The organism is Formicincola oecophyllae, from assembly GCF_006542395.2.
Classification (GTDB): domain Bacteria; phylum Pseudomonadota; class Alphaproteobacteria; order Acetobacterales; family Acetobacteraceae; genus Formicincola; species Formicincola oecophyllae.
Genome location: NZ_CP038231.1, coordinates 355,810 through 368,052, shown reverse-complemented (window position 1 = coordinate 368,052; position 12,243 = coordinate 355,810). Strand labels below are relative to the sequence as shown.

The 12,243-nt window shown below is 57.5% G+C and carries 14 protein-coding genes; 10 read left to right on the top strand and 4 right to left on the bottom strand.

Annotation, left to right across the window (positions count from 1 at the left end; all coding sequences use genetic code 11):
• Positions 1-102: 102 nt before the first annotated feature.
• Positions 103-423 (bottom strand): hypothetical protein, encoded by a 321-nt coding sequence (locus E3E12_RS01620; protein ID WP_141442754.1) that lies wholly within the window; start codon positions 421-423, stop codon positions 103-105.
• Positions 424-659: 236 nt separating this feature from the next.
• Between E3E12_RS01620 and nadA the strand changes: the two genes are divergently transcribed.
• From nadA to E3E12_RS01570, 10 genes are all read left to right on the top strand, one after another.
• On the top strand, positions 660-1,661 hold the full coding sequence (gene nadA / locus E3E12_RS01615) for a quinolinate synthase NadA (RefSeq protein WP_141442753.1): 1,002 nt from the start codon (positions 660-662) through the stop codon (positions 1,659-1,661).
• A gap of 6 nt (positions 1,662-1,667) precedes the next feature.
• A complete protein-coding gene (locus E3E12_RS01610; protein WP_240810533.1) occupies positions 1,668-3,194 on the top strand; it encodes an L-aspartate oxidase in 1,527 nt (508 codons plus the stop codon).
• Between the two features lie 23 nt (positions 3,195-3,217).
• On the top strand, positions 3,218-4,162 hold the full coding sequence (gene nadC, locus E3E12_RS01605) for a carboxylating nicotinate-nucleotide diphosphorylase (protein WP_141442752.1): 945 nt from the start codon (positions 3,218-3,220) through the stop codon (positions 4,160-4,162).
• 161 nt (positions 4,163-4,323) lie between these two features.
• Entirely contained in the window at positions 4,324-4,818 is a 495-nt protein-coding gene (gene rpsF, locus E3E12_RS01600) for a 30S ribosomal protein S6 (RefSeq protein WP_141442751.1), read from the top strand.
• A 6-nt stretch (positions 4,819-4,824) separates the two neighbouring features.
• Positions 4,825-5,109 (top strand): 30S ribosomal protein S18, encoded by a 285-nt coding sequence (rpsR, locus tag E3E12_RS01595; protein WP_141442750.1) that lies wholly within the window; start codon positions 4,825-4,827, stop codon positions 5,107-5,109.
• A gap of 13 nt (positions 5,110-5,122) precedes the next feature.
• Positions 5,123-5,746 carry a 50S ribosomal protein L9 gene (gene rplI / locus E3E12_RS01590; protein WP_141442749.1) on the top strand — a complete coding sequence of 208 codons (624 nt, stop codon included), beginning with the start codon at positions 5,123-5,125 and terminating at the stop codon, positions 5,744-5,746.
• Between the two features lie 317 nt (positions 5,747-6,063).
• Positions 6,064-6,426, top strand: coding sequence for a hypothetical protein (locus E3E12_RS01585; protein WP_141442748.1), 363 nt, complete (start codon positions 6,064-6,066; stop codon positions 6,424-6,426).
• A gap of 63 nt (positions 6,427-6,489) precedes the next feature.
• Complete coding sequence (locus E3E12_RS01580) at positions 6,490-7,818, top strand: SAM-dependent methyltransferase (protein ID WP_141443987.1); 1,329 nt, start codon at positions 6,490-6,492, stop codon at positions 7,816-7,818.
• Between the two features lie 46 nt (positions 7,819-7,864).
• The gene (locus E3E12_RS01575) at positions 7,865-8,188 is read left to right on the top strand and encodes a hypothetical protein (RefSeq protein ID WP_141442747.1); all 324 of its coding nucleotides are present in this window, start codon (positions 7,865-7,867) and stop codon (positions 8,186-8,188) included.
• A gap of 202 nt (positions 8,189-8,390) precedes the next feature.
• Positions 8,391-8,747 (top strand): hypothetical protein, encoded by a 357-nt coding sequence (locus E3E12_RS01570; protein ID WP_141442745.1) that lies wholly within the window; start codon positions 8,391-8,393, stop codon positions 8,745-8,747.
• Positions 8,748-8,770: 23 nt separating this feature from the next.
• Here E3E12_RS01570 and E3E12_RS01565 read toward each other — a convergent pair whose 3' ends face one another.
• Genes E3E12_RS01565 through E3E12_RS01555 form a run of 3 tightly spaced genes read right to left on the bottom strand, consistent with a single transcriptional unit; the run spans position 8,771 to position 12,214 of the window.
• On the bottom strand, positions 8,771-9,946 hold the full coding sequence (locus E3E12_RS01565; RefSeq protein WP_141442744.1) for a tetratricopeptide repeat protein: 1,176 nt from the start codon (positions 9,944-9,946) through the stop codon (positions 8,771-8,773).
• A gap of 17 nt (positions 9,947-9,963) precedes the next feature.
• Entirely contained in the window at positions 9,964-10,803 is an 840-nt protein-coding gene (rsmA, locus tag E3E12_RS01560; RefSeq protein WP_141442743.1) for a 16S rRNA (adenine(1518)-N(6)/adenine(1519)-N(6))-dimethyltransferase RsmA, read from the bottom strand.
• Positions 10,804-10,837: 34 nt separating this feature from the next.
• Complete coding sequence (locus E3E12_RS01555) at positions 10,838-12,214, bottom strand: peptidylprolyl isomerase (RefSeq protein ID WP_141442742.1); 1,377 nt, start codon at positions 12,212-12,214, stop codon at positions 10,838-10,840.
• Between the last annotated feature and the right edge of the window lie 29 nt (positions 12,215-12,243).

The following is a 12,243-nucleotide window of genomic DNA, read 5'->3' as shown; positions in this document are numbered from 1 at the left end:
AGTGGGGAGGGTTTTTTATGCACTGCTTGTGGGCTTGTGGCTTGTAGGCCATCTAGCTGGGTGGGGTGGTTGCCCGCCACAGCACAGTTTTCTGGGCTTCTTTTAGTATCCAAAAGCCTTGGCACCCAGCCACAGCGCCACAGCTTGAAGCGCGATGCCAGCCAGCAAACCCATTTTGCGTCCCGTGTTCGCGCCCCCAGCAATCAGCAGGATAGAAACCAGTTCAGCTAGGGTGCACGCCCCGATGGCCAAGCACAAATTGAGGCCATGCAGCCCAGAAGCCGTTGTTTGAGGGGCCGCAGCTGGAAGCCCTGCAGCCCATACCAAGCGTGGCGCACCTGAAAATACCACAGCCATTAGGGACAACAGACCACGACCCATACTATGGGGAGGGTTATTCAAGAGGCTGGCTGGGGATTTCATGAAAGATTTCCTTTAGGGGCACTGTGATGGGGGCTGCGCTAACGTCGCGGCCCCTGTAAGCATGGCTGAGCTTAACGCTAGGATCACCGTTTGCGGGACCAGCAAGCTTACAGCGCTAAGCGCAGCCCACACCAGCATGAAACATATGGACATTCCAGTAAGGGGGCTTCTAGAATTAGCCAGCCCTGGGCTAGGGGCGCTGCTCCAGCCTGCTGAGAACAAGGGAACTGACCTTGATGGACAACAGCCCCTCCCTTTCGCCGCAAGAGGCAGACCGGCTTTACAGCACTGTCGCGCGCTTGATGACCCGGGAACACTGGGACACGCATTTCCGCGATGACATCGCTGCTATCCTGCGCCTGAAAAAAGAGCGCAACGCGGTTATTTTGGCGCACAATTACCAAACGCCAGAAATCTTCCACTGCATTTCAGACATCCAGGGGGACAGCCTGGCCCTGGCGCGCAAAGCGCAGGGATTGGAGGCTGACGTCATCCTAATGGCCGGGGTGCATTTCATGGCTGAAACCGTAAAGTTGCTCAACCCAGACAAAACGGTCTTGATTTCAGACCCCAAGGCCGGGTGTTCGCTTGCAGAAAGCATCACGGCGGAGAATGTGCGCGCCCTTAAGGCCCAGCACCCAGGCGTGCCTGTGGTGACGTACGTTAACAGCAGCGCAGAGGTCAAAGCTGAAACGGACATCTGCTGCACTTCAGGCAATGCCAAGCGCGTGATGAAACATGCTGCTGAACAAGCGGGCACAGACAGCGTCATCATGATTCCAGATGAATTCCTAGCTGCTAACATCAGCAAGGAAACGGGCATCAAAGCCATTACCTGGCCTGGCCATTGTGAAGTGCACGAGCAGTTCACCCCGCGCCAAATCAAGCAATACCGCGTCATGCATCCTGGCGTGGTGGTGGTGGCCCACCCAGAATGCCCCCCACCTGTGATTGAGGCCGCCGATTTCTCCGGCTCCACAGCTGACATGATCAACTTCATCGCGCAGGAAAAACCTGAGAAAGCGCTTCTGGTAACGGAATGCTCCATGAGCGACAATTTGGCCCAGCTCAACCCAGGCACAGAGTTTGTGCGGCCCTGCAATCTGTGCCCCCACATGAAGCGCATCACCCTCAAGGGCATCCGTCATGCGCTTGAAACTATGCAAACGCCCGTGACCATCCCGCCGCACCTGGCGGAGAAGGCCCGTGCCTCTGTTGAACGCATGCTGGCTGTTTGAAGCCCCATGGCTTCTCCCCCTGCTATGGCTGGATTGGATGGTCTTGCGGGTTTGCCCGTGATCGTGGGTGCTGGCGTGGCTGGCCTCAGCACGGCGCTTCATTTGAAGGGGCCTTGCGTCCTAATCAATAACGCCCCCCTGGGTATGGGGGGGTCAAGCGCTTTGGCCCAGGGGGGGCTTTCAGCGGCCGTGGGACCGGGGGATAGCCCAGCCCAACATGCCCAGGACACTTTGGCTGCGGGCGCTGGACTGTGTGATGAAGCCGTTGTGCGCCGCATGACGACTGCTGGCCCTGAAGCTGTGCGCCAATTACTGGCATGGGGGGTGCCTTTCGCCCGTGATGACAAGGGCGCCCTCGCTCTGCATTTGGAAGCAGCGCATAGCCGCCCCCGTGTGCTTTTTGCAGGCGGTGACGCCTCAGGGCGCTTGATGACGCAAGCCCTGGTGCGTCAAGCCTTAGCAAAACCAAGCATCCACGTTCTCGCGCCAGCGCAGGCGCAACGCATCATCACGCAGCATGGCCATGTGGCAGGTCTTGAAATCGCTTTACCTGAAGGCACCTTCATCCTGCCTACAGCGCACATCATCATGGCAACAGGCGGCCTTGGCGGCCTTTACAATGCCACCACCGTGCCAGAAGGTCAGAAGGGCGGTGGCCTTGCCTTGGCTGCACGGGCGGGGGCCGCTTTTGCTGACATGGAATTCACCCAATTCCACCCTACTGTCCTGGACACGGGCACCCCTGGCCAGCGTCCCTTGGTTAGTGAGGCTGTGCGCGGCGCTGGCGCCAAACTGATTGATGAGACAGGCCAGCGCTTTACAGAGGAACTGGCGCCGCGCGATGTCGTCTCCCGCGCTTTGGCTCAGCACCTTGCTGCAGGCCACAGGGTTTTTCTGGATGCGCGGCGCTTGCCTGGGGGGCGTTTCTCAGAGCTTTTCCCCACCATCTTCGCACGCTGCTTGGAGCATGGCGTCAATCCAGAGCAAGACCCCATCCCTGTGCGCCCAGCCATGCATTACCACATGGGGGGCATTATGGTGGATGGCGCTTGCCGCAGCACCGTGCCTGGGCTTTACGCTGTGGGGGAAGCTGCCTGCACAGGGCTTCACGGTGCTAACCGCTTGGCAAGCAATTCCTTGCTGGAAGCCTTCGTCACAGGGGCCTGGGCTGCAGGGGACATCAACCAGCACCCCTTGGCAGCCCAATCACCTGGCCAGGGCACTCCTCACGCCGCCTCCACTCCTTCAGTGCCTCTTCAACAGCCCCTCCAAAAACCGTTGCCAGACGTGGGGGCCTTGATGTGGCAGTATGCTGGCATTAACCGCAACCAGGAAGGGCTCTCAGCCCTCCTTGACAAGCTCCGTCCGCTGACACCCCATGATGATGCCGCATTGATGGGGTGTTTTGTCGCAGAAGCAGCCTTAAGGCGTTGTGAGAGCCGGGGCGCCCATGCGCGCTCAGATTACCCAACTTGCCGCCCCCCTTCGGAAATGCCCCGTCAAAGCTTGATCCTTGGCGATGTCCTGGCCTGACCCCATCAGGAGTGCACCCTGCAATGACCCCCAAACCTCTTTCTTCAACCCTCAACCTTCCCCCCTTTCTCTGGCGGCAAGCTGTCCAAGCGGCCTTGTCGGAAGATCTGGGAACGGCTGGTGACCTCACCAGCCAAGCAGTGGTGCCGGCTGCAACCCAGGTCACGGCTTCCTTCGTGGCGCGCGAAAAGGGGGTGGTAGCTGGTTTGCCTGGGGCACGCATGACCTTTGAAGCCCTGGGCGACCCCACCTTGGGGAAGGTTGTGTTTGAAGCCCGCATGCAGGATGGCGCCACCATCAAGCCTGGCGATGTCCTGGCCACAGTCACAGGGCCTGCCCATGTCATCCTGGCTGGGGAACGCACGGCTCTCAATATCCTCACCCACCTCAGCGGCATTGCAACGCGCACAGCCGAATTGGTCGCGCAGGTCCGCAATGCGGGGCCAGGGGGGAAGACGCCAGCCATCTGCGCCACGCGCAAAACCTTGCCTGGCCTCAAGGCCCTGCAGAAACACGCCGTCAGACTGGGCGGGGGGGGCAGCCACCGCTACCGTCTCGATGACGCCATCATGATCAAGGACAATCACCTCGCCCTTTCTGGCGGTGTGGAAAAAGCTCTGGCCGCCGCACGTGCCCACGCTGGCCATCTCACCAAGATTGAGCTTGAGGTGGACACCTTGGAACAGCTTTCCCAAGCGCTGGACCATGCAGCCCGCCAGCAGGCAGAAGAGCAACGCCCAGCTGGCGCTGACGTGTATCTGCTGGACAACATGGGTCCTGAAACCCTGCGCAAAGCTGTGGCCATGATTCATCAAAAAGCCCCCCATGCCCTGGCGGAGGCTTCAGGTGGGATTAAGCCTGGCCAAGTGCGCGCTGTGGCCGAAACAGGGGTGGATGTCATATCCTTAGGCGCGCTCACCCATTCCGTCACGGGGCTCGACATTGGGCTCGACATCATCAGCGCCTGACAGTCAGGCGGCCTTGCCATGCAAGCCCTGAAAGGCTATGGAACGCTTTCCCTGCCGTGCAGGCCGTCACAGGCAACCCTGCGCGGCTATACCTGTCCCCCTTGCGCTTGATGAAAGCCCAGGCTGCAGGGCTAGGTTGACCTTATCCGAAGGGAGCACACATGCCTCTGTACGAAACCGTGCTGATTGCGCGGAATGACGTTTCCCCTTCACAGGTGGAAGCGCTGGTTGAGAACATCGGCACGCTGCTTGGCGAATTCGATGGTTCTATCAAGAAAAAAGAGTTCTGGGGCCTCCGCACCCTGGCTTACCGCATCAAGAAAAACCGTAAGGGCCACTATGTCCTTCTGGGTATTGATGCGCCAAGCAAAGCCATGGATGAAATGCGCCGCCAGCTGGGCCTCAATGAGGATGTCCTGCGCGTGATGAGCTTGCGCGTGGATGAGATTGACGAAGCCCCCAGCGCCATGATGGCCCGCCGCGATGAGCGTGGCGGCCGTGGTGAACGTGGTGGCCGCGGCGAGCGCGGTGGCCAGGGCGGCAGTGGCGGACGTTTCGCTTCTGGCCGTGGTGGCCGCAGTGGTGGTTTTGGTGGTGGTGAGCGCCGCGAGAACCGTGATGGCGCCCCACGCCAGGCTGCCCAGGAAGAGGAGTGATCACCAATGGCTGACACAGAAAACAACCAGGGCGTCAACCCTGCTGAACGCCGCCTTGCTGTTGGTGCGCGCCGCCCGTTTTATCGTCGCCGCAAGTCTTGCCCTTTTTCTGGCCCTAACGCGCCGAAAATCGATTATAAGGACGTGCGCCTTCTGAGCCGCTTCCTTTCTGAGCGCGGCAAAATCGTGCCGAGCCGCATCACGGCCGTTTCGGCTAAGAAGCAGCGTGAGCTGGCCATCGCCATCAAGCGTGCCCGCTTGCTCGCCCTTCTGCCGTTCGTCGTCAACTAAGGGAGGCTTGGTCATGGCTTTGACTGAACTCATTCTCCTTCAGCGCGTTGAGCATCTTGGCCAAATGGGCGACATCGTCCATGTCAAGCCAGGTTTTGCGCGCAATTTCCTTCTGCCTAAGGGTATGGCGCTTCGTGCCACTAAAAATGCCCGCGCCCGCTTTGAACAGCAGCGCGCCCAGCTTGAAGCGCAGAACATCCAGCGCCGCGAAGAGGCTGAACGCCTTGCCGAGCGCATGGCTGACCTGGCTGTGGTGCTGATCCGTCAGGCTGGTGACAGTGGTGCACTTTATGGCTCCGTCACAGCCCGTGACATCGCCCAGGCCGTCACTAAGGCGGGTTTGACCGTGGCGCGCCAGCAGGTTCGTCTGCCAGCGCCCATCAAGAACCTTGGCATCACTGAAGCGCAGGTGTCTCTGCACCCTGAAGTGGTCATTCCCGTTCAGGTCAATGTGGCCCGTTCTGAGGAAGAGGCCGAGCGCCAGGCGCGTGGTGAAGCTGTTGTGCCTGACCAGGACCAGGATGACATCTTGGGTGAACTGCACGCTGAAGCCGCTGCAGAAGAAGCAGCCCAGGAAGCTGCCCCTGAAGGTGACGTCGTCATTCTGGCGACTGAAACCATCAATGGTGATGGCTGATTTGCCCTGAAGCCTGGCATGGCCAGGCTTCATTTTGATGGCTCCGCTTCCTGAAAGCGGCTCCTGTCCAAAACACCCTGCTGGCCTTTGGCTGGCAGGGTGTTTTGCTGTGTGGTCACTCTGGGATGGGATTGAAGGAATTCTGTTTTTACGCTGTGGTTTAGGGATTTAACAAGCTAAGAGCGTTTTTATGTGGTTTCCACGACAAGGAGCGGTTGCGTTCATGCCCTTGTGAGAGGATGATGGCACGCCCATCAGCCCCGCCCAGACTGATGACGCCTGAAAGTACGCCTGATTTAAGGGGCAGGAGAGATGTGATGAACGAAACCTACCATGTTGTCACAGTGGCCATAGAGGACCTCACCCGGGATCAATGCGTTTCAGAGGCCTTCAATGTTTTGGCTGACAAAGTGCGCTGGTGGGGCGGCAGGGGGCTCTTCCCCTTGGGGGCGCCTCAGTTTGTGAAGTTGGGCAATGGCACCACCCATCATGTTTTTCAGGCCCTTGCAGCTGTGCCTGGCAGCGCTGCCTATTTAGAGGGCGGTGAAAAGACTGCGGCCACTGCCCCCCACGTGCAGGCGCCTGCACTTACCCAGCCAGCTGCTGCCCCAGCCTCTGTTGAACCTCAGCCCAAGCCCCTCACACCAGCCCAGGCGGCAGCTCAAGCTGCCAATGCTTAAAGGGCATTTCCCCTATTTCACTGCCAGGCACCCCAGGACAGGACTGAAGTCATGGTCAATGTTATGAATACTGTTTTTGAACACATTCTCAAACGTCTTGTTCAGGAAGGTAGCCTTAGGGTGGTATTCGCTGATGGCACTGAACGTCTTTACATTGGTCCTGAAGAGTCCCCCAATCCAGCCAAACGCCTGAAGGCCGCCGTGCGCTTCCGCACTGAGGAGGCGCAGAAGGCCATGTTGTTCAATCCTGGCCTCGCATTTGGTGAACGTTACATGAGTGGTGAGATCATCCCCTTGCCCACCCATGAAGGACAAAGTGAAAGTGACGCCTTGGCGGAGCTTTTGAAGCTCCTGATGCTGAATGTGGAAAATCGCAACCTGGTCAATGAACAAATCATGGGAACGGCGCGGCGCATCAAATTCGCGTTCAAAACGTTGGGTTTGGCACCGTCACTGTACAACAATCCCCGTAAAGCACGCCGCAATGTGGCCCACCACTATGATTTGGATGCGCGCCTGTACCGTTTATTCCTTGACCAGGACATGCAGTACAGCTGTGGTTACTTCCCGCGCGGCGATGAAAATTTGGAAGAGGCGCAAAAAGCCAAGAAACACCACATCGCTGCCAAGCTTCGCCTGACCAAGCCCGGCTTGCGCGTGCTGGATATTGGCTGTGGTTGGGGTGGGCTTGCGTTGTCATTGGCGCGCGATTACGGCGCGCATGTCACGGGAATCACCCTATCTACAGAGCAGCTGGCCATCGCGCGCCAGCGTGCGCGCCAGGAAGGGCTGGAGCACCTGGTTGATTTCCGCCTGATGGATTACCGCAATGCCAAGGGGCCTTTTGACCGCGTAGTGTCTGTTGGCATGTTGGAACATGTTGGTAAAGGTGAATACATCACGTTCTTTAGCGCCATCAAGAAACTGTTGAAGGACGATGGCGTGGCGTTGATCCATTCCATTGGCCGCAAAGGCGGTCCTGGAACCACCAATCCTTGGATTGAACGCTACATTTTCCCAGGAGGCTATAGCCCAGCTGTCAGCGAGGCTATTGGCGCTGTGGAGCAATCTGGCCTTTGGGTGGCTGATTGTGAGATTCTGCGTCTGCATTACGCCAAAACCCTTCATCATTGGCGGCAGCGCTTTGAAGACCATGTTGATGAGGTGCGCGCCCTTTATGATGAACGCTTCGTCCGAATGTTCCGTTTCTACCTTACAGCGTCAGAGATGGCCTTCAGGGTGCAAGACCACATGAATTTCCAGCTTCAGCTTGCCCCCACCCTGGAGGCGGTGCCCTTGACGCGCGATTATATGATGAACAGCAGGGCTATGGCTGATGAAGCGACAGCCAGCCTAGTTTCAAAAGCTGCTTCTGGTGTGGAGCGTTCCTGACTCTGCGCGTTCCCAGCTTATTATCAAACAATGAAAGTAAGTAACCATGACCCCCAAACGCCCAACCCACTCCAAGTCAGGTAAGGCCACCCAAGCCACTTTAGACAAGGCTTTGGCGCAACTGACCCAATCAGCAGGGCTGGTGGCTGAACTGGAGAAGGACTTGGTGGAGAAGGCCAAAGCCCTTTCCCTGCCACGCCCTGACGCGCGCAACGTTTTGCAAAACCACACCATGACGGAAGCCACCATCGCTAATGAATTGGGCCAGTTGCGCGCCAATATGCAGTTCTACCGGCAACATCTGGAGCGGGAACGCCAACGCCTTGAGGAACGTGCCCGTTACCAAGATCATAACCGCGGCCAGGCTTGAGGAGCCTTGAAAACAGTTTGTTTTCTGTAGGCCCTCACAAGGGTTGTTGGCAGAAGCGTTGAAGTGCTTTAGGCCAGGAAGCCATAGTGAGGCCCTTTTCAAGTGGAGTGGCCTTTCCCACCTAGTTTCTGGCTAACCTGGAGTTTGGTTGATGATCTATGCGCGGCGCCTGTTTACTGCTTTTGTTTGGGGTGCTGCCATCATGACACTTTCCGGGTGTGGCCCCAAAGGCCCCACGGAAAAGGAAGTGCGCCGCGCCATGCTGATGATGGTGCAGAATCAGAATCATCAAAGCCGAGCCCTCAATGGCCAACACATCAGCGCAGCTGATTTGCGCCAAGCGGAGGATGACTTCCTGCATGGCCGCCTGACCAAACTGAATCGGGATCAACTCACACTGCGTAAATGCCGCACAGACCCAGAGCTGCGCGGTGTGTTCCTGTGCAAAGTGCGCTTCACCAGCCCCACCACAGGCAGCCAGCCCACACGTTTGAAGCTGAAAATGGAAAAAACCACCCATGGCTGGAATATCGTCAGCATCAATGGGAAAACCCTTTGAGGGGCTTAAGGGATTTAGGGGGCTTAAGGCACTTTGGGCAGATTTGACAGCTTCTTCAAAGCGATTTTGCCAAGAAGCAGCCGATACGCCCAACGGCGCGCATGTTTCTGGCGGCTTGAAAGGATGATAGCGCGGCAAGCAGCTTTGCAAGCTGGTTTGAATTGGTCGGCATGGCTTAAAGCACGTGCCAGAAACGCATGGGCTACAGGATTGTTGGGCTCCTCATGGGTGACTTGCCTCAACAAAGAAATGGCCAGAGACCCTTTTTGCGCAAAAACCAGCAGCTTGCCCGCTTCCAAGCGCTGGTCTTGCAAAGAGGTGATGAGTTCGGAAAGTTCCCTTGCTGCCGCGAGCCGCTGAGTCTGTTCACCCTTCCCGACATTCTCATTCATCCGCAAAAGCAATAGCTTTAGTTGATGGATATCACTCCACCAAACTGGGCTCATGGCACGAGCTTTCTCACGCATGAGAAGTTCCCAGTTTTCACGTTTCTTCAAGAGATTGGCTTCAGCAAGGCCCTGGAAATAACTGGGTGATTGCCGGCGCTTTTGGAAAGCCAGTTTTTCAAAGGCGGCTGCATCGAATTGATTGCGAGCAAACTCCTTTATCGAAGCACCCAGTAACTTCATCTCAGCTAGGAAACTGGCTGTGCTATGGCAAACATAGGGCAGCTTGACCTTAACAAACGTGTGGGCCCTGCCCAGCTTACGAATGAACCCCTGGTCCTCCTCCCATTGCGGGTCATAAAACACATAAGCGCGGCGTGGAGTGGGTAGGCATGCCAGAACATTATGGTCAGGATGGTGTGGGGATATGGCTATGGCACATGCGTTGAGTGCTGCTGCATAGCGCAAGGCCCCGTACCCACCCATGCTGTAACCGTAAGTATAGATTCGCTTACGGGAAGACAAGGTTCCTTGCAAAACTGAAAGTAACTGGGGGAAGTCTGGCTCTTGAAACCATGTATTATGCCGTGAATTGATGAACACGGCATCTATATTTGATTTTTCAAAAAATTCTTGGCCCCAGCCCAATTCTTGCAAAAACATATCGTCTGTCAGGGGATGTTGCCACATGTGGTTGAAAACCACGAAAACCGGTTTGATGTCTTCCTCAGGCGCGCTGAGGGCGTTTTCTCCATGGAAAATCGACCAAGCCCGCAAATGTTCGCTGTGGTAAATGTTCTGACGCTTAGTCATGGTCTGTGCGCAGCCTTCTAACGTTTGGTGGCTTCAAGGGCGGCTAGCCTGGCGAACTCCGCCACGGTGAGGGTTTCAGCACGGCGGTTGCCCTCAATGCCGGCTTCCTCAAGAAGGGTTATGCCCCCCAGTGACTTTAAGCTGGAACGCAACATTTTGCGGCGCTGCCCAAAAGCTGCCGCCGTTACCCGTTCCATGGCCTTGAATAGCTGTGGCGAAGGCTGCTGCACGTGGGGCACCAGCACTGCGACAGCCGAATTTACCTTGGGGGGCGGGGTGAACGCCCCTGGCGGCAATTCCATGCCGATGTGGCAATCAGCGCACCACTGTGAAAGCACAGCAAGGCGCCCATAATGGCTGGTGCCTGGGGCCGCGCAAATGCGCTCCGCCACTTCTGCTTGAAACATCAGGACAAGGCGTTCCCATTCCCCCGCCTGCCGCAGCCAGTTGATGAGCATAGGCGTGCCCACATTGTAGGGCAAGTTGGCGATAATTTGCCGTGGCGCTGGCACCAGAGCGGCCGCATTGACGGCAAGGGCATCCTGTTTGACGATATTAAGCCGCCCTGGATAGTGCGCTGCGAGTTCATCCAGAATGGGCCAGGCGCGTTCGTCAATCTCCACAGCGGTGACGGTGGCAGCGTCACTTTCAAGCAGCGCCCTGGTCAAGCCCCCTGGCCCAGGGCCAATCTCCACCACATGTCTGCCCTTCAAAGGTGCCCCCAGCCCTGCGATGCGGTGGCACACTGAAGGGTCGAGCAGAAAGTGCTGCCCCAATGACTTCTTGGCCAGAAGCCCATGGGTCTTCAACGTTTCCCCCAAAGGAGGCAGCATTGTAGGGGTGGAAGAGGATGTCATGATAATTTCCTGGGCAAAGCTGGCATAGACGCCATCAAGAGTGACTTCTGTGATGAGCCCTTGGGGAAGCACCCCTACCATGGGCAGAAGTGTTGGGCGTTTTGGCCTGCCCTTGGGAGGCTAGACGCTGCCCCGCCTTGCGCACTGTGATGACGGCGCGGCGTTCCAAACTGCGTTGAAGCTGCTGGGCGGCTTGTTCAATGCGTTCAGACATCATTTGGTCAGCCACCTGCCCTGGGCTTTGTTGGGCCAGGTTGCGCTGCTCGCGTGAGCAAACCATTAACACCACAATGCCGCTGGGCGACACCATGGGTCTGGTGGCACGGTTAAGGGGAAGTTTGCCCAAAATGGCCTTGATGGCGGGCTGGAGCTGACTTTCCACCTGCAGGCCTGGGTTGCTGGGACGCACAGTGCCTTGTTGGGCGTTGACGGTTTCCATGGTTTTGCAGTCATGGGCTGTTTGCATCAAATGTATGGCACCCTGCAAGGCATCGCGTTGCTTCGCGGTGGGCATTTGGGGATTGAGGGGTTCAGTGAAGGGGAAGAAGACCTGACGCAAGTTCAGCACAGTGGCCATTTGCTTGCCCACCGTGCGGCGCTGGTGAACAGTGGCGATAACGAAACCGCCTGGAACACGAATGGGATTTGATATGGCTTGGTCAGGCATTTGGCGGATCACATCCACCACCTCAGGATCCAGCCTGTCCTCTTCCACCCAACCAAGGGAGCCACCCTCCAAAGCGCTGGGGTCTTGGGAAAACTGGGCTGCCACCAGGGGGAAGGGGGCGCCTTTGCGCAGTTCGGCGATGATGGTTTCAGTGAAGGTGCGCTCTGGCTGGTCATGCAAAGCGTCCAAAACGGGAATAAAGACCTCACTCATAAAATACTGGGCCTTGCCAGCGTCTTTCTGCAGGCCCTTCTCACGCTGGGCGATCTGCTGGGGAGTAACACGTGAGGCAGGGCCAAGGTTCATGCGCAGAACCTGCATCCAGCCAATCTGCACACGCAGCTGGTCCACAAGCGTGGTGAGGGACATGCCATCCTCAGCCAGCTTGTTGCGCAGCATGTTGGGGGACATGCCGTTGCGTTGCTCAATTCCAGCGATGGCATCAGAGATTTCTCGCGGGGACACCAGCACCTGCCGCTGCAGCATTTCCTGCATTTTGAGGCGCTCATCAATCATTTGGTGAACGATCTGGCCCCGCATACGGCGGAACACCTGGTCTGTCACAGGTAGCCCGGTGGAGAGGACGAACAGACGCGCACGGTCATCAACATCACGCGCTGTAATGATCTGCCCATTGACGATAGCAATAATCTGGTCGTCTGAACTGGCTGCCTTCATGCCGCCTGACTGGTCATCGTCACCCAAGGTCACAGTGCCGCTGTGGGGGCGCTGACGGTGGGTCATGCCTTGGGGTGGGGCTGCCTGTGTACTGG

Coding starts and splice junctions, on each gene's coding strand:
- E3E12_RS01620 (WP_141442754.1), bottom strand. CDS start 423: ATGAAATCCCCAGCCAGCCTCTTGAATAACCCTCCCCATAGTATGGGT.
- nadA (WP_141442753.1), top strand. CDS start 660: ATGGACAACAGCCCCTCCCTTTCGCCGCAAGAGGCAGACCGGCTTTAC.
- E3E12_RS01610 (WP_240810533.1), top strand. CDS start 1,668: ATGGCTTCTCCCCCTGCTATGGCTGGATTGGATGGTCTTGCGGGTTTG.
- nadC (WP_141442752.1), top strand. CDS start 3,218: ATGACCCCCAAACCTCTTTCTTCAACCCTCAACCTTCCCCCCTTTCTC.
- rpsF (WP_141442751.1), top strand. CDS start 4,324: ATGCCTCTGTACGAAACCGTGCTGATTGCGCGGAATGACGTTTCCCCT.
- rpsR (WP_141442750.1), top strand. CDS start 4,825: ATGGCTGACACAGAAAACAACCAGGGCGTCAACCCTGCTGAACGCCGC.
- rplI (WP_141442749.1), top strand. CDS start 5,123: ATGGCTTTGACTGAACTCATTCTCCTTCAGCGCGTTGAGCATCTTGGC.
- E3E12_RS01585 (WP_141442748.1), top strand. CDS start 6,064: ATGAACGAAACCTACCATGTTGTCACAGTGGCCATAGAGGACCTCACC.
- E3E12_RS01580 (WP_141443987.1), top strand. CDS start 6,490: ATGAATACTGTTTTTGAACACATTCTCAAACGTCTTGTTCAGGAAGGT.
- E3E12_RS01575 (WP_141442747.1), top strand. CDS start 7,865: ATGACCCCCAAACGCCCAACCCACTCCAAGTCAGGTAAGGCCACCCAA.
- E3E12_RS01570 (WP_141442745.1), top strand. CDS start 8,391: ATGACACTTTCCGGGTGTGGCCCCAAAGGCCCCACGGAAAAGGAAGTG.
- E3E12_RS01565 (WP_141442744.1), bottom strand. CDS start 9,946: ATGACTAAGCGTCAGAACATTTACCACAGCGAACATTTGCGGGCTTGG.
- rsmA (WP_141442743.1), bottom strand. CDS start 10,803: ATGACATCCTCTTCCACCCCTACAATGCTGCCTCCTTTGGGGGAAACG.
- E3E12_RS01555 (WP_141442742.1), bottom strand. CDS start 12,214: ATGACCCACCGTCAGCGCCCCCACAGCGGCACTGTGACCTTGGGTGAC.